19 protein-coding genes are annotated in these 22,358 nt (G+C 64.1%); 10 read left to right on the top strand and 9 right to left on the bottom strand.

Features of this window, described 5'->3' with window-relative positions:
* Positions 1-70: 70 nt before the first annotated feature.
* Together gyrA and FIV09_RS05435 are read left to right on the top strand one after the other, a co-directional pair.
* Entirely contained in the window at positions 71-2,827 is a 2,757-nt protein-coding gene (gene gyrA / locus FIV09_RS05440; protein WP_152449042.1) for a DNA gyrase subunit A, read from the top strand.
* A gap of 176 nt (positions 2,828-3,003) precedes the next feature.
* Positions 3,004-3,870, top strand: coding sequence for a LysR family transcriptional regulator (locus FIV09_RS05435; protein ID WP_152449041.1), 867 nt, complete (start codon positions 3,004-3,006; stop codon positions 3,868-3,870).
* A 252-nt stretch (positions 3,871-4,122) separates the two neighbouring features.
* On the opposite strand, the gene FIV09_RS05430 is transcribed toward FIV09_RS05435, so the two are convergent.
* The 3 genes from FIV09_RS05430 to FIV09_RS05420 all read right to left on the bottom strand — a co-directional run bounded on the left by FIV09_RS05430 (position 4,123) and on the right by FIV09_RS05420 (position 7,553).
* Positions 4,123-5,598 (bottom strand): carboxypeptidase M32, encoded by a 1,476-nt coding sequence (locus FIV09_RS05430; RefSeq protein ID WP_152449040.1) that lies wholly within the window; start codon positions 5,596-5,598, stop codon positions 4,123-4,125.
* Complete coding sequence (gene ctaA, locus FIV09_RS05425) at positions 5,595-6,740, bottom strand: heme A synthase (protein ID WP_152449039.1); 1,146 nt, start codon at positions 6,738-6,740, stop codon at positions 5,595-5,597. The genes FIV09_RS05430 and ctaA overlap by 4 nt, the downstream gene beginning before the upstream one ends.
* 63 nt (positions 6,741-6,803) lie before the next feature.
* A complete protein-coding gene (locus FIV09_RS05420) occupies positions 6,804-7,553 on the bottom strand; it encodes an RNA methyltransferase (RefSeq protein ID WP_152449038.1) in 750 nt (249 codons plus the stop codon).
* A gap of 283 nt (positions 7,554-7,836) precedes the next feature.
* Between FIV09_RS05420 and FIV09_RS05415 the strand changes: the two genes are divergently transcribed.
* Positions 7,837-8,463 (top strand): thiamine phosphate synthase, encoded by a 627-nt coding sequence (locus tag FIV09_RS05415; protein ID WP_152449037.1) that lies wholly within the window; start codon positions 7,837-7,839, stop codon positions 8,461-8,463.
* Here the strand turns inward: FIV09_RS05415 and argC are convergent.
* The 4 genes from argC to FIV09_RS05395 form a co-directional block, all read right to left on the bottom strand.
* The gene (gene argC / locus FIV09_RS05410) at positions 8,454-9,482 is read right to left on the bottom strand and encodes an N-acetyl-gamma-glutamyl-phosphate reductase (RefSeq protein ID WP_152449036.1); all 1,029 of its coding nucleotides are present in this window, start codon (positions 9,480-9,482) and stop codon (positions 8,454-8,456) included. The genes FIV09_RS05415 and argC overlap by 10 nt on opposite strands.
* Positions 9,483-9,532: 50 nt before the next feature.
* Complete coding sequence (locus tag FIV09_RS05405) at positions 9,533-10,345, bottom strand: glutamate racemase (protein ID WP_152449035.1); 813 nt, start codon at positions 10,343-10,345, stop codon at positions 9,533-9,535.
* A 31-nt stretch (positions 10,346-10,376) separates the two neighbouring features.
* Positions 10,377-11,264: a lysophospholipid acyltransferase family protein gene (locus FIV09_RS05400; RefSeq protein ID WP_152449034.1), complete on the bottom strand. Its 888-nt coding sequence runs from the start codon at positions 11,262-11,264 to the stop codon at positions 10,377-10,379.
* A gap of 84 nt (positions 11,265-11,348) precedes the next feature.
* A complete protein-coding gene (locus FIV09_RS05395) occupies positions 11,349-14,771 on the bottom strand; it encodes an indolepyruvate ferredoxin oxidoreductase family protein (protein ID WP_152449033.1) in 3,423 nt (1,140 codons plus the stop codon).
* A gap of 166 nt (positions 14,772-14,937) precedes the next feature.
* Here FIV09_RS05395 and FIV09_RS05390 point away from each other — a divergent pair, with 166 nt between their 5' ends.
* Entirely contained in the window at positions 14,938-15,843 is a 906-nt protein-coding gene (locus tag FIV09_RS05390) for a LysR family transcriptional regulator (RefSeq protein WP_152449032.1), read from the top strand.
* A gap of 219 nt (positions 15,844-16,062) precedes the next feature.
* Here FIV09_RS05390 and FIV09_RS05385 read toward each other — a convergent pair whose 3' ends face one another.
* Positions 16,063-16,464 carry a PaaI family thioesterase gene (locus FIV09_RS05385; protein ID WP_152452377.1) on the bottom strand — a complete coding sequence of 134 codons (402 nt, stop codon included), beginning with the start codon at positions 16,462-16,464 and terminating at the stop codon, positions 16,063-16,065.
* Between the two features lie 87 nt (positions 16,465-16,551).
* Here FIV09_RS05385 and FIV09_RS05380 point away from each other — a divergent pair, with 87 nt between their 5' ends.
* Genes FIV09_RS05380 through gluQRS form a run of 4 tightly spaced genes read left to right on the top strand, consistent with a single transcriptional unit; the run spans position 16,552 to position 19,832 of the window.
* Positions 16,552-17,352, top strand: coding sequence for an enoyl-CoA hydratase (locus FIV09_RS05380; protein WP_152449031.1), 801 nt, complete (start codon positions 16,552-16,554; stop codon positions 17,350-17,352).
* Positions 17,353-17,383: 31 nt separating this feature from the next.
* On the top strand, positions 17,384-18,760 hold the full coding sequence (trmFO, locus tag FIV09_RS05375) for a methylenetetrahydrofolate--tRNA-(uracil(54)-C(5))-methyltransferase (FADH(2)-oxidizing) TrmFO (RefSeq protein WP_152449030.1): 1,377 nt from the start codon (positions 17,384-17,386) through the stop codon (positions 18,758-18,760).
* Positions 18,761-18,765: 5 nt separating this feature from the next.
* Complete coding sequence (locus tag FIV09_RS05370; protein ID WP_152449029.1) at positions 18,766-18,972, top strand: hypothetical protein; 207 nt, start codon at positions 18,766-18,768, stop codon at positions 18,970-18,972.
* On the top strand, positions 18,972-19,832 hold the full coding sequence (gluQRS, locus tag FIV09_RS05365; RefSeq protein ID WP_152449028.1) for a tRNA glutamyl-Q(34) synthetase GluQRS: 861 nt from the start codon (positions 18,972-18,974) through the stop codon (positions 19,830-19,832). The genes FIV09_RS05370 and gluQRS overlap by 1 nt, the downstream gene beginning before the upstream one ends.
* A gap of 10 nt (positions 19,833-19,842) precedes the next feature.
* On the opposite strand, the gene hisI is transcribed toward gluQRS, so the two are convergent.
* The gene (hisI, locus tag FIV09_RS05360; RefSeq protein ID WP_152449027.1) at positions 19,843-20,205 is read right to left on the bottom strand and encodes a phosphoribosyl-AMP cyclohydrolase; all 363 of its coding nucleotides are present in this window, start codon (positions 20,203-20,205) and stop codon (positions 19,843-19,845) included.
* 68 nt (positions 20,206-20,273) lie between these two features.
* Between hisI and FIV09_RS05355 the strand changes: the two genes are divergently transcribed.
* Positions 20,274-20,726: an iron-sulfur cluster assembly scaffold protein gene (locus tag FIV09_RS05355; RefSeq protein ID WP_152449026.1), complete on the top strand. Its 453-nt coding sequence runs from the start codon at positions 20,274-20,276 to the stop codon at positions 20,724-20,726.
* A gap of 57 nt (positions 20,727-20,783) precedes the next feature.
* Complete coding sequence (locus tag FIV09_RS05350) at positions 20,784-22,196, top strand: methyl-accepting chemotaxis protein (RefSeq protein WP_152449025.1); 1,413 nt, start codon at positions 20,784-20,786, stop codon at positions 22,194-22,196.
* Positions 22,197-22,358 lie beyond the last annotated feature (162 nt).

Raw genomic sequence — 22,358 nt, 5'->3', positions numbered from 1 at the left:
TGCACCTGTCTGTTGCGCTCTGCTATAGATGTGACAACAACATATAGAATAACGACAGGCGGACCTTCCCGTGACCGACACACCCGAACCCCCTGATAACGAAGAACAAAATCCGCCCGCACCGGCACCGCACAGCGGGCCTACGATCTCGATCGAGCAGGAGATGAAATCCTCCTATCTCGATTACGCCATGTCGGTGATCGTCAGCCGCGCGATTCCGGACCTGCGCGACGGCTTGAAACCGGTGCATCGGCGCATCCTTTACGCCATGCATGAGACCGGCAACACGCATGACAAGTCCTACCGCAAATCCGCGCGCCCCGTGGGCGACGTCATGGGTAAGTACCACCCCCATGGCGACAGCGCGATCTATGACGCATTGGTGCGGATGGCGCAGGATTTCTCCATGTCGCTGCCGCTTCTGGACGGTCAGGGCAATTTCGGCTCGATGGATGGCGATAACCCGGCGGCCATGCGCTACACCGAAGTGCGCATGGACAAGCCCGCAGCCTATATCCTGGCCGATATCGACAAGGACACGGTCGATTTCCAGGACAATTACGACGGCAAGGATCGCGAGCCCACGGTCCTGCCCGCACGCTTTCCGAACATGCTGGTCAATGGTGCGGGCGGTATCGCCGTCGGCATGGCCACCAACATCCCGCCGCATAACCTCGGCGAAGTGGTCGATGCGACGCTGGCACTGATCGAGGATCCGGATCTGACCTCCGAGGCGCTGATCGAGTACATACCGGGTCCCGATTTCCCCACGGGCGGCATCATGCTGGGCCGGTCGGGCGCGCGGAAGGCGTATCTCGAAGGGCGTGGCTCTGTGATCGTGCGGGCCAAGACCCGGATCGAGGAGCTGCGCAAGGATCGCTACGCCATCATCATCGACGAGATCCCCTACCAGGTGAACAAGTCGGCAATGATCGAGAAGATCGCCGAGGCGGCCCGCGACAAGAAGATCGAGGGCATCGCCCATGTGCAGGACGAGAGCGACCGTTCCGGCGTGCGCGTGGTCGTCGAGCTCAAGCGCGACGCGACCCCGGACGTGGTGCTGAACCAGCTCTTCCGTTTCACGCCGATGCAGACCTATTTCGGCTGCAACATGCTGGCGCTGAACGGCGGCAAGCCCGAGCAGTTGACCCTGCGGCGCTTCCTGACCTCCTTCATCGATTTCCGCGAAGAGGTGGTCGCCCGGCGCACCGCCTACCTTCTGCGCAAGGCGCGCGAGCGGAGCCATATCCTCTGCGGTCTGGCGGTCGCGGTGTCGAATGTCGACGAGGTCGTGGCCACGATCCGCGCGAGCCAGGACGCCGCCGAGGCGCGCGAGAAGCTGATGACGCGCCGCTGGCCCGCCGAGGAGATCGCGCCCTTCATCCGGCTGATCGACGATCCCACGCATACGATGAACGAGGACGGCACCTACAACCTGTCCGAAGCGCAGGCCCGCGCGATCCTGGAACTCAGGCTGCAGCGCCTGACACAGCTCGGGGTCAAGGAAGTCACGGACGAGCTCGAGGAACTGGCGGGCAAGATCAAGGAATACCTCGAGATCCTGGGCTCGCGGGAGCGGATCATGGGCATGATCGCCGACGAGCTGCGCGAAGTGCGCGAGCTTTTCGCCGTGCCCCGCCGTACCGAGATCGTCGACTGGTCCGGCGACATGGAAGACGAGGACCTGATCGAGCGTCAGGACATGGTCGTCACCGTCACCGCAGGCGGCTACATCAAGCGCACGCCGCTGGCTGATTTTCGGGCGCAGAAGCGCGGCGGCAAGGGCCTGTCCGGTGGACAGCTCAAGGATGATGACGTCGTCACCACGCTCTTCGTGGCCAACACGCATACGCAACTGTTGTTCTTCACCACCGAAGGCATGGTCTACAAGCTCAAGACCTGGCGTCTGCCGCTGGGCGGACGGACCTCGAAGGGCAAGGCGATCGTCAACATCCTGCCCATCCCGACGGGCGTGTCGATCGCGGCCATCATGCCGGTGGACCGCGACGAGGAGGATTGGGACGATCTGCAGATCGTCTTCGCGACCTCTGCGGGCGATGTCCGGCGCAACGCGCTGTCGGATTTCACCAACGTCAAGCGCAACGGCAAGATCGCGATGGAGTTGAGCGAGGGCGTCAGCCTCGTGAATGCGCGTATCGCGTCCGAAGATGACGACGTCATGCTGGTGACCGATAGCGGCCGCGCGATCCGCTTCCGCACCACCGATGTGCGGGTCTTCAAGGGCCGCAAATCCACCGGGGTTCGGGGCATCAAGCTGACCGGCGACGATCACGTGGTCTCCATGGCCGTGATCCGCCACTCGCGCTACACGCCCGAGGAGCGGACCGCCTATCTGAAGATGCGCCGCGCCATGGCCGGCCTTTCGGACGAAGCCGAGGCCGGGGACGAGGATGCAGCCATTGCCGATCCCAACTTCTCGACCGAGCTTTACGCCGAGATGTCCGCTGCCGAGAACCTGATCCTGACCATCACGCGCGGTGGCGCGGGCAAGCTGAGCTCGAGCCACGACTACCCGATCCGGGGACGCGGCGGCATGGGCGTGCAGGCCATGGACAAGGCGATGCGCGGCGGGCCCGTCATCGCAAGCTTCCCGGTCGAGCTCGACGATCAGATCATGCTCGCCACGTCGAAGGGACAGTCGATTCGCGTGCCTGTGGACGGTATCTCGTTCCGGTCCCGCTCTGCGGGTGGTGTGCGCGTTTTCAACACGGCCAAGGGCGAGGAAGTCGTCTCAGTCGCGTGGATCGCCGATCAACCGGAAGATGAAGCGGATATCGCGACGGATGGCGGCGAAAACGAATCGTGAGGCGAAAACTCGCTGACATTTCCCGCGAAAGCGGCGCGTTGATATTGCCTCTGCGCAATCGTGCCTTTACATTTTTGCGCGCGGCAATGTCGGCAGGTGCAGTCATACGGCGGCGCAACCCTAACCCCGGGGTTGCGCGAACGAACCGAGGCGCACCGATGTAAAGGTTGGGACGGATGGATAATTGGGACGATCTGCGGTTTCTCGTGGCGCTCTCGCGGACGGGAACTATGACCGCAGCGGCAAAGCTGCTGGGGACGAATACCGCGACCGTGTCGCGGCGGATCGACCGCCTGTCCGAAACGCTCGGAGAGGCTGCCTTCGTCAAGACCTCGCTCGGTTGGCAACCGTCCCCGTCCGTGACCAAGCTGATCGATCTCGCGCAGACCTTTGACGGCGAGTTGCAAAGCACGCTCAATGCACGCGAAGTGGATGGGGAGCTGGGCCTCGCGTCGATCAATCTCGGATCGCCGCCCATCGTCACGTCGCAGGTTCTCATCCCGGGATATTCCAACGGGTCCAACGAGTTGCGCGGCATCACGATCACTTTCAATGACCGTCTTCTGCGCGAGGGTCTGGGCGAAAACGATGTCGTTCTGCAATTGGGGGCGCCGGAAGTCGGCCGCATCGTGACGCGCAAGGCGGGCACGATGAACTTCAACTTCTTCCAGAAACGTGGCGCGCCGGAGCCCGCCGAAAAGTGGATCGGGCTGTCCGAGGCGTTCGAGCACGTGCCGGTGCAGCAGATCGGGTTCGAAAGGTTCCAGTCCCCGCCCACCGTCCGGGTCGAAAACTTTGCCGCGATCTACAGTCTGATCCATGTGACCGGAATGCCGGGCCCCCTGCCCGACGTGATGGGCCTGCGCGATCCCGAACTGATCTACATGGATCCGAACCTGCCGTCTTACCAGGCCGAGTTCTGGGTCATGTACCACGAAACGCGCCGTTCCGACCCGGTCATGCGCCGCGTTGTCGACTGGATCATGTCGTGTTTCGAGACTCTGGAACGCGACCAGCGGGCGACCATCGCGAAGTCCGCCTGAGCCGCCAAGACCGAATTCTGCAAGGCCGGGATATCCCCGGAATATCTTGTGAGATCGGGGGAATTGTGGTCCACTCTTCCCGGTAAGGTTGTATCACTCTCCCAGTGTCGTACCGGGGACGCACTCTCCCGCCGAAGGTTCGCCTTTTGATCCAGCGGCGGAAGCCCCGGGCCGTAATGCTCTTTACGGAATTGATGCCACGGCATCATCACTTGCACACCGTAGACTACGCGGCCTTCGGGCCGCGTTTTTTTATGCGTAGAGCGCTTTGAATTTCGCGTCGAGATAATCGAGCAGCGGCCCTTCATCGGGTGCGCTGCCCGTCGCCCGCTCGACCAGCGCGCGCGGCTCGTAAAGCCCGCCATGCACCTGCACATTCTCGCGCAGCCATTCGGTAGCCCCGGTCAGATCGCCTGAGGCCAACTCGTCGTCCAGCGCGGGGCGCGCCTTGCGCAAAGCCGAATGCAGCGAGCCTGCATAGACATTGCCGAGCGTGTAGGTCGGGAAGTAGCCGAAAAGGCCCACGGACCAGTGCACATCCTGCAGCACGCCGTTTGACGCCCGATCGACCTTGTAGCCGAAATCCGCCTCGAACCGGTCGTTCCAGGCCGCTTCCAGATCATCGACCTCAAGGTCACGGGCGATGAGGGCCCGCTCCAGATCGAAGCGCAGAAGCACGTGGAGGTTGTACTGGATCTCGTCCGCCTCGGTCCGGATGAACCCGTCATGCACGCGGTTCACGGCGCCGTAGAACGCGTCCGCATCCGCGATGCCGATTTCGCCGAAGGCTTCCTGCATCTGACCGAAGAGATAGCCGCAGAAGGCGCGGCTGCGGCCCAACTGGTTCTCATAGATGCGGCTTTGGCTTTCATGCACGCCCATGGACACACCGGCACCCACAGGCGTCAGCAGATGCGCCGCGTCGATATTCTGCTCGTAGCTTGCGTGTCCCACCTCGTGGATCGTCGAATAAAGGCAGTTGAAGGGATCATCCGCCGCCGTGCGCGTGGTGATCCGCACATCATTGCCCGAGCCCGAGGAGAAGGGATGCACCGCCTTGTCCACGCGGCCCCGGCTCATGTCGTAGCCGAAGGTTTTCGCGATGTGGCGCGCGAGCTTCATCTGCGCCGCCTCGTCGAACGTGCCTGTCAGGGCCTGCGGTGCCGGGCGTCCGCGGATCTCGTCTCGCAGCGCCACGAGGCGCGGGCGCAGCGCCCCGAACATCGCCTCCAGGCTTTGGGCCGTGGCGCCGGGCTCGTAATCATCCAGAAGCGCGTCATAGACATTGCCGCCATCAGCCAAGGCCGCGCCCTCTTCGCGTTTCAGGGCCAACACCTCGCGCAGGGTCGGCGCGAAGGCCGCGAAGTCGTCCTTGGAGCGCGCCTCCGCCCAGACGCCCTGCGCCACCGAGGTCAGCCGCGCCAAGGCTGCCGCGAGGTTCGCGGGCACCTTCATCGTGCGGGCATAGCTGCGGCGAATGTGGCGCGTATTGGCCTGCCCCACCGGGTCGAGCCCCGCATCGTCGATCGCCGCCAGCCATTCGCCGACACGCGGGTCGGTGCGGCGCGCATGAAGCACGCCCTCCAGCGCCGCCATCTCGTCGGAGCGTTGCGGCGCGGCGCCGCGGGGCATCACCGTCTCCTGATCCCAGGAAAGCCGCCCCGCGACCTGGCTCAGCGCCTCCGTCTCGCGTTGGAAGGCCATCAGGTCGGAATAGGGATCGCTCATGCCGTGCCTCGCAAGGATTGGGATTTCGGATAGCCTGCGCCGAAGCGCGCGCGGATGACCAGCACCCAGAGGAGGACCGCGCCAAGCTGGTGCACGATCGCAATCTCAAGCGGCGCGCCGTAGATCACGGTTACGATGCCAAGCACCATCTGCACCACCATCATCGCCAGCACGGCGTTGAAGCGGAACCGCGTCTCGGCATTGGGCGAGCGGCGCGCGCGCAACCAGACAACGACGCCGAAGATCATCAGCCCGTAGCCTGCCATGCGATGCATGAATTGCACCGTGCCGGAGTTTTCGAAGAAGTTGCGCCAGACAGGCTCAATCTCGAGCGGGGTCGGCGGCAGGAACTCCCCCGCCATCAGCGGCCAGTCGGTGTAATTGCGCCCGGCATCGATGCCCGCGACGAGCGCGCCCAGCAGGATCTGCAGGAAGGTGAAATGCATGAGCCCCGTGGACATGGAGAAGAGCTTGCCTTCCCGCACGCGGCGCTGCTGCATCAGATCCCGCTCGGAGCGGCCAAGCTGAAACGTGAACCAGGCGATCACGCCCAGGATCACGAAGGCGAGCCCCAGATGCGTGGCCAGACGGTAGCTTGCCACGTCGATGCGGTCGCCCGTCAGGCCCGAGGCCACCATCCACCAGCCGATCGCGCCCTGCAGACCGCCCAAGCCCCCGAGAAGCAGAAGCCGCCCGGTCCAACCCGGCGGGATCTTCCGGGTCACGAGGAAGCCCACAAAGCCCAGCGCCCAGACGAGCCCCACGAAGCGGCCAAGCTGCCGGTGGCCCCATTCCCACCAATAGATGAACTTGAACTCGGCCATGGACATGCCGACATTCTGCAACTGGTATTCCGGGATCTGCCTGTACTTGTCGAATTCCGATTGCCAGGCGGCCTCGGACATTGGCGGCAGCGCGCCCGAAACCGGCGCCCATTCGGTGATCGACAGGCCGCTATCGGTCAGGCGCGTCAGACCGCCGACCACGATCATCGCCATGACGAGAACGAACAGCATCATTAGCCAGATGCGGATCGCGCCGCGCGCGCCACGGCGGCCCTTGTCGATCAATCCGGTCTCCCGGGGGGCACGGGCGGGCGTCTCGGCACCGACCTCTTCGAACAGTTTTCGGGAATTGCTCATGCGTCTCACGCGGCCTCTTTGGTGTCGCGCCAGACACTATGCCCCGGGCCGGGGCGCTTCAAGTCAGCCCCCCCGGTCTTTCCACCGCACCAATTGACGCAGCATGCCATGGAAGGTCTGCACATCCGAGCGGGTGAGCGGCATCCGCGACCACAGATTGCGCAGGTTGCGCTTCATGGTCTCGGCCTTGTGGTCGGGAAAGAAGAACCCCGCCTCCTCCATCCGCTCCTCGTAATGGCGCGATAGCGCGTCGATCTCAGCCTGATTGGCCCAGTCGGTCCCGGCCATCTCCAGAACGCGCGGGGTCACCTCCGACGTGGCACGGCGCCATTCATAGCCCGTCAGCAGCACGCATTGCGCAAGGTTGAGCGAGGGGAAATCGGGGTTGACCGGCACCGAGATGATGCCATTGGCAAGCGCGATATCGCTGTTCTCGAGCCCCGCACGTTCCGGCCCGAAAAGCACGGCAGCCTTCTGCCCATCCTGGATGCGCGCGGCGATCTCGGACATCGCCTCTTCGGGGGAATAGACGGGCTTTGTCAGCCCGCGCGGGCGCGCCGTGGTGGCCAGCACGAAATCGGCCTCGCCCACCGCATCGGCCGTCGTCTCAAACACCTGCGCCGCGTCGAGAAGCCGCCCCGCGCCACAGGCCATCGCCACGGCCTTTGGATTGGGCCAGCCGTCGCGCGGCGCCACAAGGCGCATGTGCTCGAGGCCGAAATTCCACATCGCACGCGCCGCAGCACCAATATTCTCGCCCATTTGCGGCTGAACGAGGACGAAGGCGGGCTGCGGTGCGGGCTCGGTCGGCATGATGGCTCCTTGGAAAGACCGCCTGCATCTACGAACTTGCCGCCTCCGCCGCAAGATCACGCCGCCCCGCGAAAGTGTACCTGCCTGAGGTCCGGCGCGCCCTTGTTCGGGTGCCACGGCTCCCCCGCCCCGCCGCCCGCGCGCGCCCTTGCCTGTTGCAGCACACCCCTCTGCGCTTCACCTTTCTGAAAAAACGCAAACAAGACCGTGCCGTAAGCGCCCCCGCTGGCATCCGCCGCGCGCCTTCGATATGACACCTCAAAAGACCGAAGGACCGCCCGCCATGGCCGAGGATGACCGCCCGCAACTCTATCTCGTCACCCCGCCCGAGATTGACCTCTTGGCCTTTCCCGAGCGGCTCGCGACCGTGCTCGACGCCCATGACGTGGCCTGCCTGCGCCTGAGCCTCGCCACCCGCGACGAGGACACGCTGCTGCGCGCCGCCGATGCCGTGCGCGAGGTTGCCCATGCCCATGACATCGCCCTGGTGATCGACACGCATATCGTGCTGGCGCAACGCCTCGGCCTCGACGGGGTGCATTTCCCCGATGGCGGTCGCTCCGTCCGCGCCGCGCGGAAGGAACTCGGCCCCGATGCCATTGTCGGCGCCTCCTGCGGCACGTCGCGCCATGACGGCATGAATGCAGGCGAAGCGGGCGCCGATTACGTGGCCTTCGGGCCGGTCGGCGGCACCACGTTGGGCGATGGCAGCGTGGCTGAGCGCGAATTGTTCGAATGGTGGTCCGAGATGATCGAACTTCCGGTCGTGGCCGAAGGCGGGGTGACCGAGGCGCTGGTGCGCGAGCTGACCCCGGTGGTCGACTTCTTCTCCATCGGAGAGGAGATCTGGCGCACCGAGGACCCCGCAAAGGCCCTCGGCACATTGGTCGCCGCGATGGATCAGGGATAGCAGGGCGCGAGCATCAGTCCCGTCGTCTCTGCGATCCCCAGCATCAGGTTGGCGTTCTGAAGCGCCTGGCCCGACGATCCCTTTGTCAAGTTGTCAAGGGCAGCCACGACGATGGCCCGGCCTTCAATGCGGTCGGCCACCACCCCGATATGGCAGAAGTTCGAGCCCCGCACGTGATGCGTGGACGGCGTCTCACCCATGGGCAGAAGCTCGATGAAGGGCTCGTCCGCATAGGCGGCTGATAGCGCGTCATGCACCGCCTGCGCCGCGCCCGAAACATAGGCCGTGGCCAGGATACCCCGGTTCATGGGCAGAAGATGGGGCGTGAACTGGATCTTCACATCGCGCCCCGCAAGGGCGGAAAATTCCTGATCGAATTCGCCCAGATGCCGGTGCGTGCCGCCCACGGCATAAGCATTTGTGCCCTCGGAGAGCTCCGCATGCAGCAGGTTTTCCTTCAGCGACCGGCCTGCCCCCGACACACCGCATTTCAGGTCTAGGATGATGTCGTCGAGCCCGATCACACCCGCGGCGATCAGCGGGCGCAGCACGTATTGGCCGGTGGCCGCGTTGCAGCCGGTGCCCGCGACCAGCCGGGCGGCCTTGATCTCGTCGCGGTAGAACTCGGTCAGGCCGTAGACGGCCTCGCCCTGCATCTCGACCGCAGCATGCGCATTGCCATACCAGCGGGTATATTCTTCGGGATCGCGCAGCCGGAAATCCGCTGACAGATCGACGATCTTGAGATGCTTGGGCAGTTTCGAGATCACCTCCTGGCTCGTCTTGTGCGGCAGGGCGCAGAAACACAGGTCGATCGCGGAGAAGTCGATCTCTTCCCAGGTGACGAGGGTCGGCAGGTCGAGATGGCGCAGATGCGGGAAGACCTGCGCCATGGTCTGACCGGCCTTGGAATTGGCCGCGAGGGCTGCGATTTCCAGCTCCGGATGGGTGGCGATGAGCCTGAGAAGTTCGGCGCCGGTATAGCCCGACGCTCCGATGATGGCGATTTTGTACGGCATGGCATGTCCTGTCGGTGACGAGGATGAAAGGAAGGACGCGTTGGGGCGGATCAGGCCGCCTCGAAGGCGATCCGTCGTCGGAGGAACGTGGTCGCCTGACCCGAGACACGGGCCGGATCGCCCGTGGTGAGGAACCGTGCTTCGCTCCCCTGCCCCTGCATCTCCGGATGGCGGGAAAGGTAATCGGCGAGGCTTTCGGCCACGACGGAGGGCTGGGAATAGACCGAAACATTCGGGCCCAGCGCGTCGCGGAAGATGTCTTCCATCAGCGGGTAATGCGTGCAGCCGAGGATCGCGGCGTCAGGCTCCGGCATCTTGCGCTTGAGCGCGTCCACGTGGGAGCGCACCAGCGCCTCGGCGAGGATCATGTCGCCCTCTTCGATGGCATCGACGAGCCCGCCGCAGGCCTGCGCCTCCACATCGACGCCCACGGCGCGGAAGCTGAGCTCGCGCTGAAACGCCCGGCTGCGCACGGTGGCGGGCGTGGCGAACAGCGCCACGGAATTCACCGCGACCTCGCGCGGCGGGGAATTGTCGCCCCATTGCCGTTCCGTCAGCGCCTCAATGAGCGGCACGAAGACCCCAAGGACGCGCTTGTCGCGCGGCACCCATGCCTCCTGCATCCGGCGGAGGGCGGCCGCGGAGGCCGTGTTGCAGGCCAGGATCACCAGATCGCAGCCTTCCGCCCAGAGCCGCTCCACCCCCTTGGTGGTCAGATCGTAGATGTCATCGGCTTCGCGCACGCCGTAGGGCGTATGGGCATTGTCGCCGAGATAAATCAGCGGCGTGTCCGGCAAACGCTTCGTCACCGCGTCCAGCACGGTCAGCCCGCCCAGTCCCGAATCAAATACGCCGATGGCCATGCCTCACCCTTTCGCAGCACGCGTCAGGGGATCAGCCTTCGCGCCTTTTCCACGCCGCGTCAAATTCAAAGCCGCGCGTTGCGGCGGCACAGGGCGTTGGAGACAGCGCATACGTGGATTTGCGCAGGAAATCCATCAGGACGCGCGGATCCCGCGCCCGGGCGGCGATTTCGCCGGGATCGATGGGTTTGCCAATGCTGATGCGCACGGGCTTGTCGGTCTGGCGTTTGAATTCCCGGATCAGAAGCCCCATCCGCAGCGTGTAATGCAGATGGCTCGCCAGCTGGAACAGCCGCGAATTGGCCCCGTCGAAATAGACCGGCACCACCGTGGCGCCCGAACGGGCCACCATCCGGGCGGTGAAGCTGCGCCAGCTGGGATCCATCGGGCGGCCCATTGGGGTCGCCGACGTGGATACCGTGCCGCCGGGGAAGATGCCGATCGCCCCGCCCTGCCCGAGGTAGTCAAGCGCGGTCTTCCGCACGGCGAGGTTCTCGGCCATGGCCGCTTTGCTCTCGTCGAAATTCACCGGCAGGATCACGTTTTCCAACTCGCGGGCCTGCAGGAAAACCTTGTGCGCGAGAATGCGGAAATCGCCGCGCGTCATTGCCAGAAGATGCCCGAGGATCAGACCGTCGAGGATTCCGTAGGGGTGATTGGCCACCACGACGAGCGGACCATCCGCCGGGATATTGCTCAGCGTGCCATGCACCACGTCGAGTGCAAGGCCGTAGCGGTCCACCATGACCTGCCAGAAATCCGCGCCCGCCGCGATCTCGGTCTCGTAGCCCGCCGCGCGGCGGATGAGCCCGATGCGGCCTGTTGCGGTTTCGAGCGCGCGGATGATGGCGCGACCACCCGGACCTTGCGCGGAATGGGCATAGCTGATCTGGCGGGCGATCTGGCGATCTGTGGGCATGTGCGGGCCTCGGGGTGACGGTCAGGCGCGTGTTATGCAACGAAATTGTAACCGTTGTGTAACGCGCGCCTGCCCCCGAGGGCCCTACTCCGCGGCTTCACGCATCGGCGTCGCGGGTGCCGCGAGGGCGGCAAGAAGCTCCTCGCGGCGCTTCTCGGCCTTTGCGAGATTGGCCATTTTCACCGGGCCGAACCCGCGGATCTGCAGGGGCAGCTCGGCCAGTGCGATCAGCGCATCGAGATTGGCGGTATCGGCGCGGGGCAGCCATTCGGCCATGTCCTTTTCGTATTGGCGGATGAGCGCGCGCTCCGCCCGCCGCTCGCTCGTGTAGCCGAACGGATCGAAGGGTGTGCCGCGCAAGGATTTCAGCTTCGCAAGCAACCGGAAGTTGCGCAGCATCGACGGGCCGTATTCCTTCTTCCTTGGGCGCCCATCCTTGCCGGTCTTCGAGATGAGCGGCGGGGCCAGGTGGAAGGTCATGGTGAAATCGCCGTCGAAGGCGGCACGGGCCTTCTCGCGGGTGTCGAGATGCAGGCGGGCCACCTCGTATTCGTCCTTGTAGGCCAAGAGCTTGTGATAGCCCTTGGCGATGGCCTCGCGCAGGCGGGGATCCTCGGCGCGGTCCACGAGCTTGGCGTAGCGCTTGGCAAGACGGGTGGATTGATAGGCGGTCAGATGGGCCGCGCGCACCTCGATCCGCTCTTCGAGCGTCCTCGGCTTGTCCACGACGTTGGGCGTCACACGCGCCGCCGCCTCCTCGGGGTGGAGCGCGGCCCAGCGCCCGATCGCGAAGGCTTCGAGGTTCTTCTCGACCGCGGCCCCGTTGAGGCGCATCGCATCCTCGATCGCCTCCTTCGGCAAGGGGATCAGCCCCTGCTGCCAGGCCGCGCCGAGGATCATCGTGTTGGAATAGATGGAATCGCCCATCACGACGCGGGCCAGCTCGGTCGCATCGAAGAAGATCGCCCGGTCGCCCATCCGCCGCTGCAGCGACATGCGCAGCCGGTCGGCGGGCAGCGCGAATTCCGTATTCCGGGTGAAGTCGCCGGTGATGATCTCGTGGCTGTTGACCACGGCGCCCGTGCGGCCCGTCGCAGTGAGCCCCAGCGTCTTGGCCCCTGCAGAGACCACCAGATCACCGCCAATGAGCGCATGCGCCTCGCCCGTGGCCACGCGGATGGCGCTGATGTCATCGGGCCGCTCCGCGAGGCGCAGGTGGATATGCACCGCGCCGCCCTTCTGGGCGAGGCCTGCCATCTCCATCATGCCGGCCCCCTTGCCCGCGATCTGCGCGGCCTGCGCCAGCACGGCCCCCACGGTCACGACGCCCGTGCCGCCGACACCGGTGATGACCATGTTCCAGGTCTTGTCGATTTGGGGCAGCTCCGGATCGGGCAGATGCGGCAGGTCGAGCCCAGTGCCGCCGCCTTTCTTGCGATGCGCGCCTTCGAGCGTGACGAAGGACGGGCAGAAGCCTTTGAGGCAGGAGAAATCCTTGTTGCACGACGACTGGTCGATGGCCCGCTTGCGCCCGAACTCGGTTTCCACGGGGACAATCGAGACGCAGTTCGACTGCACGCCGCAATCGCCGCAGCCTTCGCAGATATCGGTGTTGATGAAGACGCGCCGGTCGGGATCGGGGAACTGCCCCCTCTTGCGACGGCGCCGTTTCTCCGCCGCACAGGTCTGCACGTAGATGATGGCCGAGACGCCCTTGGTCTCGCGCAGCTCTTTCTGGATCGTGTCCAGGTTCTCGCGGCTGCTCCAGCCGACGATGGGCGGGAAATCGTCGCGGCAGGGCTCTTCGTTCTCGTCGAAGACCACCTCGATGCGCTGCACGCCCATCGCGTCCAACTCGTAGGCGATGCGCCCGGGGCTGAGGCCGCCCTCGTTCTTCTGCCCGCCGGTCATGGCGACCGCGTCGTTATAGAGGATCTTGTAGGTGATGTTGGTGCCCGCGGCCAAAGCTGCGCGGATCGCCTGCACACCCGAATGATTGTAGGTGCCGTCGCCCAGGTTCTGGAAGACATGCTCCGTCTTGGAGAAGGGCGCCTCGCCGATCCAGTTGGCCCCTTCGGCCCCCATATGGGTGAAGCCGGTCGTCTCGCGGTCCATCCACTGGACCATGTAATGACAGCCGATCCCGGCATAGGCGCGACTGCCCTCGGGCACCTTGGTGGAGGTATTATGCGGACAGCCCGAGCAGAAATAGGGCAACCGGGCCGCGATCTCCTCGGCATTGTCGGCGCGGCGCGCGGCATCGAGCGTGGAAAGCCCCGCGCGAATGCCATCCGTGTCGCGCCCCTCCTCAAGGAAGATGCCGCCCAGCTTTTCCGCGATCCAGACGGGATCGAGCGCGCCATGGGTCGGGAAGAGCTCTTCACGGTGCATGCCGCCCGCTCCGCCCTTGTACCAGCCATAGACCCGCCGACCCCGGCGGTCGTCGAAGATCGCCTCCTTGACCTGCACCTCGATCAGCTTGCGCTTCTCCTCGACGATGACGATCAGGTCGAGCCCCTCGGCCCAGTCATGGAAGCCCTGCATGTCGAGCGGGAAGGTCTGGCCCACCTTGTAGGTGGTGATGCCAAGGCGTTCGGCCTCGCTCTCGTCGATGTTCAGAAGTGCCAGCGCATGTACGAGGTCGAGCCAGTTCTTGCCGGCCGCGACGAGCCCGATTTTGGCGCCGGGCTTGCCCCAGACGCGCTTGTCCATCCGGTTGGCGTGGCTGAACGCCTCCGCGGCGAAGCGCTTGTACTCGATCATGCGCGCTTCCTGCGCATGTGGTGTATCTAGAAGCCGGATATTGAGCCCGCCCTCGGGCATCAGGAAATCCGCAGGCTGCGTGAGCTGCACACGGTCCACACGGCCATCGACGACCGCCGTCGCCTCGACCGTGTCCTTCATGGTCTTGAGACCCACCCACAGCCCCGAATAGCGCGACAGCGCATAGCCGTAGATGCCGTAATCGAGAATTTCCTGCACGCCAGCCGGTGACACGACCGGCATGTAGGCATCGACCATCGCCCATTCGGACTGATGCAGAACGGTGGAGGATTCGCCGGTATGGTCGTCGCCCATGGCCATCAGCACACCGCCATGACGCGACGTGCCCGCCATGTTGGCGTGCCGCATCACGTCGCCTGACCGGTCGACCCCAGGCCCCTTGCCGTACCAGAGCCCGAAGACGCCATCATACCGGCCCTCGCCGCGCAGCTCCGCCTGCTGGCTGCCCCAGAGTGCGGTGGCCGCGAGATCCTCGTTCAGGCCTTCCTTGAAGAGCACATTGGCCGCGGCAAGATGCTTGGCCGCGCGGTTCATCTGCAGATCGACCGCCCCGAGGGGCGAGCCGCGATAGCCCGTGACATAGCCCGCCGTGTTCAGCCCCGCCGCGCGATCCCGCGCCGCCTGGGCCAGCATCAGCCGGACAAGGGCCTGCGTTCCATTCAGCAGAACCTGCTCTGATTGCAGGTCAAACCGGTCTTCGAGGGTGATTTGATGCTTCGACATCTCGCGCCTCCCGTCGCCAAATGTGCATGCGAATGACGCATATTTTAGGTCAAAAATTCTGACCCGCATAGCGTTTTCACTGGCATATTAACGGTTTTGTGCACTAGTCCGTTACATAGCAGACATGTTGCGATGACATAGCGACGGACAATCGAAAGCGACATTTATGGACTGGGACAAGCTCAGAATCTTTCACGCCGTGGCCGATGCGGGCAGCCTCACCCATGCGGGCGATGCGCTGCACCTGTCGCAATCGGCGGTCTCGCGCCAGATTCGCGCGTTGGAGGAGACGCTTGATACCACGCTGTTCCACCGGCATGCGCGGGGCCTCATCCTTACCGAACAGGGTGAGCTTCTGTTCGACGCGACCGTCGCGATGGTCAAACGGATAGACGCCGCCACCGCGCGCATCCGCGACAGCGAGGAGGAAGTCTTCGGCGAGTTGCGCGTGACCACGACGACGGGCTTCGGCTCCCTGTGGCTCGCGCCGCGCCTGTCGAAGCTCTACGACAAATATCCCGACCTCAATATCGACCTGATGCTCGAGGAACGGGTGCTCGATCTGCCCATGCGCGAAGCCGATGTCGCGATCCGCATGAAGGAGCCGAGCCAGGCCGACCTGATCCGCAAGCGGCTGATGAACATCAGGATGCGGCTTTACGCGACAGAGGAATATCTCGACGCCAACGGCACGCCCTCGTCGCTGGACGATATGTCGTCGCACCGGCTGATCTGCCAGAACACGCGCTCGGCGCAGGTGTCGGCCGGTCTGCAGCTGGTCCAGGAATTGCTCACGCATGACATCCAGGCGACGCTTTCGGTGAACAACTATTTCGGCGTGCTGCAGGCGGTGATGTCCAACCTCGGCATCGGCGTGTTGCCCGATTACATCATCGAGGATTTTCCCGCGATCGTTCGCGTTTTGCCCGATGTCGAAAGCGTCGAGGTGCCCGTTTTTCTGGCATATCCGGAAGAATTGCGACATTCCAAACGGATAGAAGCCTTCCGCGATTTCGTGCAGGACGAAATCATCCTGCATCGCAAGACCCGGAAGGCGATGGGCGCCAACTGACCTGCAGCCATGACGCCACAGCATAGCGGCCATGTTGCACCTGCGGCATCTTCAGGCTTGATCGACTCAATCCCGCCTACTAATTCAGCTTTATGGCGATGGGGCGCTGTTTGGCGCATCATCTTCATACCTCCCTGTTGGACTACGGCCGAGCTTTGTGCTCGGCCTTTTTTTTTGGCCATGGGTCAGGTCATGCCGATATATGCGGGTATCAAAGCCTCACTGGTCGCGCTTGGGTGGTAGAGAATAGGTCAGGTTGGCGCGCGCCACCGGTGCCGGATCCCCTTCGGAGAATAGAAGCACGTCGCAGACCGACAGCGCCCGGCCCAGCTTCAGCACCCGGCATTCCGCCAGCACATCCCGGCCCGAGGCGGGCTTGCGCATGAAATCGATGGAGCAGTTCGTGGTCACCGCCAGCGCCTCGCGCCCGATGCGCGCCATCGTCGCCACATAGGCCGACACATCCGCCAGTCCGAACATCGCGGGCCCCGATACCGTACCGCCGGGGCGCAGGTGCTTTTCATCGGCGAAAAGCCGCATCACCAGAAGGTCGGCGTCCAGCCGGTCGATCCCGAACATGCCCCGCACCTGAGGAAACACCTGGTCCAGAAACTCGGACATCTCGTCTGCGGATACCTTGATCGTCACGACTGCTTTCCTCCTCACGCTCGCGGGCCTAAGCTGCCCGCGCAAGGATCGGAGGGCAAGATGGCGTATCTCGAGCGGGTGGACAAAAACGCGGTGGCGTATCTGACGCTGAACCAGCCGGACAAGCTCAATCCCCTCTCGAACGCGATGCTGGCCGCGCTGTCGGACGAAATCGCCCGCCTTGCCGAGGATCGCGCCATCCGCGTCGTCGTGATCGCGGGGGCCGGTCGGGCATTCTGCGCAGGCCATGACCTGAAGGAAATGACCACGGCGCGGGATGCGGACGATAACGGGCGCGCGGCCTTCGCGGACCTTTTCGAGCGCTGTTCGATGATGATGCAGAGCCTGCAGCGCCTGCCCCAGCCGGTGATCGCGCAGGTGCATGGCCTCGCTGCCGCTGCCGGATGCCAGCTCGTTGCGACCTGCGACATGGCCGTGGCCGCGGAATCGACGCGCTTCGGCGTGAACGGCGTGAATATCGGGCTGTTCTGCTCCACACCGATGGTGGCACTGACCCGCAACATCCCCCGCAAGCACGCATTCGAGATGCTGACCACGGGCGCGTTCATTGATGCGACGCGCGCGCGGGAATTGGGGCTTGTGAACCGGGTCGCCCCAGACGACCAGCTTGAGGCGGAGACGCAAAACCTCGCGGAAACCGTGGCGGCGAAACTCGCCACCGCCGTGCGCATCGGCAAGGAGGCATTTTATGCCCAGGCGCAGATGCCGCTCGACGAGGCCTACCGCTATACCGGCGACGTGATGGTGGCCAACATGCTCGATCGTGACACCGAAGAGGGCATCCAGGCCTTTCTCGAAAAACGCGCCCCCGCCTGGTCGCAGGACGGATCCGACCCGTGACAAGGCGCGCGCGAATGACTATCTCGGCGCCATGACAGAGACATTGCATATCGTGGGCGGCGGCATGGCCGGGTCCGAGGCCGCATGGCAGGCCGCCAATCTGGGCGTGCGCGTGGTGATTCACGAGATGCGCCCGAAGGTGGAAACCTTCGCGCATAAGACCGGCAAGCTGGGCGAGATGGTGTGCTCCAACTCCTTCCGCTCGGACGATCACGAACAGAACGCCGTTGGCCTTCTGCATTGGGAGATGAAGGCCGCGGGCGGTCTCGTGATTTCAACGGCTTACGACCACCGGCTGCCTGCTGGCGGCGCGCTGGCCGTCGACCGGGAGGCATTCTCCGAAAAGATCACCGCGGCGCTGACGGCCCATCCCAATATCGAGGTCAGCTACGAGGAAGTGACCGAGCTGCCGGATCAGGGCCAGTGGATCTTCGCGACCGGGCCGCTCACCTCCGAAGGTCTGGGCGGCGCCATCGCGCGGGCCACGGGGCGCGACAGCCTCGCCTTCTTCGACGCCATTGCGCCCATCATCTATGCCGACAGCATCGACATGTCGAAAGCCTGGATGCAGTCGCGCTACGACAAGGGCGAGACCGAGGACGAGCAGCGCGCCTACCTGAATTGTCCCATGGACAAGGCGACTTACGAGGCCTTCCTCGATGCGCTCCTGGCCGCGGACAAGACCGAATTTCACGAAGGCGAAACGGCCGGTTACTTCGACGGCTGCCTACCCATCGAGGTGATGGCCGAGCGCGGCCGCGAAACCCTGCGCCATGGTCCGATGAAGCCCGTGGGCCTGACGAACCCGCATCAGCCGGACGTGAAGCCTTGGGCCGTGGTTCAGCTGCGCCGGGATAACGCGCTGGGAACGCTCTATAATATCGTGGGCTTCCAGACCAAGATGAAATACGGCGCCCAGAAAGAGGTGCTGCGGATGATCCCGGGCCTTGAAGAGGCCCGCTTCGCCCGTCTGGGCGGCATCCACCGCAACACTTTCCTGAACTCGCCCACGTTGCTCGATGCGCAGATGCGTCTGAAATCGCAGCCAAATATCCGTTTCGCGGGTCAGATCACCGGGGTCGAGGGCTATGTGGAAAGCGCCGCGATGGGGCTCCTTGCGGGCCGCATGGCCGCGGCGGAGATCCTTGGCCAGCCGCTTGCCACCGTGCCGCAGGACAGCGCGCATGGCGCGCTCGTGCATCACATCACGGGCGGCGCCGAGGCCAAGACCTTCCAGCCGATGAACGTCAATTTCGGTCTCTTCCGTCCGCTTGAGGACACGACCGGGATCAAGGGCGGTCGGCGCGGGCGCCGCGACCGCTACAAGGCCTATACCGACCGCGCGAAATCCGCGTGGCAGGGTTGGCTGACGGATCAGGCGGGCGCGCCCGCTGCCGCAGCGGAGTAACGCGCATGAACTACGTCCTCGCCCTCTTCTTGCCGCCCCTGTCGATCCTTTTGACGGGCCGGATCATCACCTCGATCGTGGTGTTCATCATCTGGGTGCCTGCGATCCTCATTCCCGGTGGCGTGCTAACACATCCGCTATTCATCCTGCTCGCCTGGATCCTCATCTACCAATCGGGGGAAGAGGCCCGCGCGCGCCGCCGCGACCATTGATGCGCACGCGCTTTGCGCCGTCGCCCACGGGGCCCCTGCATCTGGGGCATGCCTATTCCGCTTTGATCGCCTTCGACATGGCGCAGGCGGCGGGCGGCGCGTTCCTCATCCGGATCGAGGATATCGACCAGAACCGCGCGCGGCCCGAATGGGAGGCGCAGATTTACGACGATCTGCGCTGGCTGGGTCTGTCCTGGGAGCGCCCGGTCATGCGTCAGTCGGACCGCTTGCCTGCCTATCGCAGCGCACTGGAAATGCTGTGGTCGCAAGGACTTCTCTATCCTTGCTCATGTACCCGCCGGGACATTCAGGACGCGGCTTCCGCCCCACAGGAGGGCGCGCAGCCCCCGGTCGGACCGGACGGCATCGTCTATCCCGGCACCTGCCGCCCCGACACGCCGCCCACGGGGGCGATGCCGGATAACGCGGTCTTGCGGCTTGATATGCGACGTGCGCTGGCCGGACTGGCAAATGACCTGTCATTCGAAGAGCGGGGGTATGGCCCACGGGGAGAGCATGGCACGATCCAGATCGCACGGGATGCGATGATCCGCGATGTCGGCGACGTCGTCCTCGCGCGCCGCGACATGGGGACATCCTATCATCTGTCTGTCGTGGTGGACGATGCCGAGCAGCGCATCTCTCACGTCATCCGCGGCGAAGACCTCTTCGATGCCACGCCAATTCATATTCTTTTACAAAGGCTTCTCGGGCTTTCCTCACCTGCGTATCACCATCACCGGCTGATCCGCGACGCTGCGGGCAAGCGTCTTGCCAAAAGGGACGATGCCCGCGCGATCCGGACCTATCACGAAGAGGGCCTCACGCCCGCCGATATCCGCGCCGAGGTCGGCCTGTAAGTCACCGTTTTCAAACAATCATCGGCGTCATCAATTCGCGCTCTTCACCGTCGATGATGCCCGTATAGAAGCAGCTGCGCCGATTGGTGTGACAGGCCGGGCCGCTTTGTCGCACCTTCACCAGAAGGCAATCGCGGTCGCAATCGACCCGCATTTCCACCAGGGCCTGCGTGTGACCTGAACTCTCGCCCTTGACCCAGAACGACTTTCTCGATCTGGACCAATAGGTTACGCGCCCTGTTTCAAGTGTTTTCGCGACTGCCTCGGCGTTCATCCAGGCCAGCATCAACACTTCGCCCGTCTCTGCATCCTGCGCGATGGCGGGTAAAAGGCCGCGGTCGTCATAGACCAAGGTCTGAGGATCGAAGGACATGGCAAGAAACCTTTTTGCACAGCGCGGTTGAACGCCTATTTATGAAGACAAGACGGAAAGGGAAAGCCATGACGGCCGAACAGGATCTCATCAAACTTTATTCCGACCGCATTCTGGCTCTCGCGGCGGACATCCCCTGTACCGAGCGCCTCGATGCGCCGGATGCAAGTGTGAAGAAACGCTCGCCGCTGTGCGGATCGACGGTGACCGTTGATCTCAAGGTCGCGGACGGGCGCGTGGCGGGCTACGGGCAGGACGTGAAGGCCTGCGCGCTCGGACAAGCGGCCGCCTCGGTGGTGGGGGGCGCGATCCTGGGGTGCGATGCCGAGCAGATCACCACCGCGCGTGACGAGCTGAAGGCGATGCTGAAGGCCGATGGCCCTGCCCCGGCAGCGCCTTTCGATGGACTTGAGGTGCTGCGCCCCGCGGCGGCCTACAAGAACAGGCATGCCTCGATCATGCTCGCGCTCGATGCAGCTGTCGAGGCGATGGAAACCGTGCGCGCACGCGAGACGGCTTAACCGAATCTTCCGAATTGCGGGCCTAGTCACAAAGAGCCCGCAGTTTCGGAGTGATGCATGCGACTTGATCCCGTGCCGCAGGACACCCCCCAAGTGTCCGAACGGCTTTCCCATATCGTGCGGGTTGCGACCGAGCTTGGACGGCGCAACGTGGAGATTCAGGGATTTCTTCAGTCCCTGGACGAAAACTGCACGGCACATTCAGGGTCGCTCAATACGTTGCAGACGCGCGGTGATCGCGTGCAATCCGCGGCGCAGCGCGCAATCGAGACGACTACTGAAACACGCGCTCTCGCCGATTCGGCGCTTGTCCAGATGCAAGGCTCGATCAAGCGCCTCACGGAGACGGGTGGCCTTTCGCGTGATCTAGCAAGCTGGGTCAACCAGGTGCATGCCGATAGCGGTGATGTCGATGCGATGCTCGTGGCGGTAGGGAAATCCAATGGCGATATCGCATCCATCGCCTCACAGGTGAACATCCTCGCCATGAACGCCAAGATCGAAGCTGCGCGCGCGGGCGACGCGGGGCGCGGTTTCGCCATCGTGGCCGAGGCGATCAACGATCTCAGCCACAAGACGCGGAGCGCCGTGGAGGATATATCAGCCACGATTCAATCGATGTCTCAATGGATTACGCATCTCAACGATGGGGCGCGGACAAATTCCATCGGCGCGCAGACCCTCCTCAGCGAGGTCGAGGTCAGCGACGCGGAATTGAGTGACATCGAGGCGCGCATGACCGAATTGCGCGAAGCGGCGCACAAAACCGAAGCAGAGGTCGCAAGTGCGCAGAATGCGTCCGCGGAATTCGTGCCCGCCGCCGCGACGTTAAGCGGATTCATGAAAGAGCTCGGGCAAGGCGTTCACGAAGCGAAGACACGCACCGAAAGCTTGATCGATCAATCCGAATCCATTCTTCAAGACGTTGTCAGCCTCGGCGGTTCGGGCAAGGATTCCCCGATGATCGTCATGGTTCAGGACGTTGCCGGACGGATTTCGGAAGCATTCGGCAAGGCTGTCGCCACGGGCAGGATCAGCGTGTCCGACCTCTTCGACGAGGCGTATACGCCGATGCCCGGCACCGACCCCGCGCAGATGACAACCCGGTTCACCAAGCTGACCGACGACATTCTTCCAGCCCTTCAAGAGCCTGTATTGTCCCTCGATCCGCGCATCGTCTTTTGCGCGGCTGTCGATCGCAACGGATATCTGCCGACCCATAATGCGAAGTTTTCTCAACAACAAAGCAAGGATCCCGTCTGGAACGCCGCGCATTGCCGCAATCGCCGCATTTTCGACGATCGCGTCGGGTTGAAAGCCGGTCGGAACACCGAGCCCTTCCTCCTGCAGATCTATCGCCGGGATATGGGCGGTGGGAATTACGCGATGATGAAGGACCTCTCCGCACCGATCCACGTGGAGGGACGACACTGGGGCGGGCTCCGTCTGGCGTATCGACTGAACGGGTGATCACGCCAAGATGCACAGCGATACGGCTCCCCGCATGCCCTTCACAAAAAAACCGCCGCGTCTTGGGGGACGCGGCGGGAAGTGGCGTGTCTTGTGGGCGTTTGGGACGCGGGAAATCGCACATAACGGGACAGGCAGTGTCCGTGGCGATGCATCAGGGGA

The sequence above is a fragment of the Roseivivax sp. THAF197b genome, assembly GCF_009363255.1.
GTDB lineage: Bacteria > Pseudomonadota > Alphaproteobacteria > Rhodobacterales > Rhodobacteraceae > Roseivivax.
This window is presented reverse-complemented; position numbering and strand designations above follow the sequence as displayed.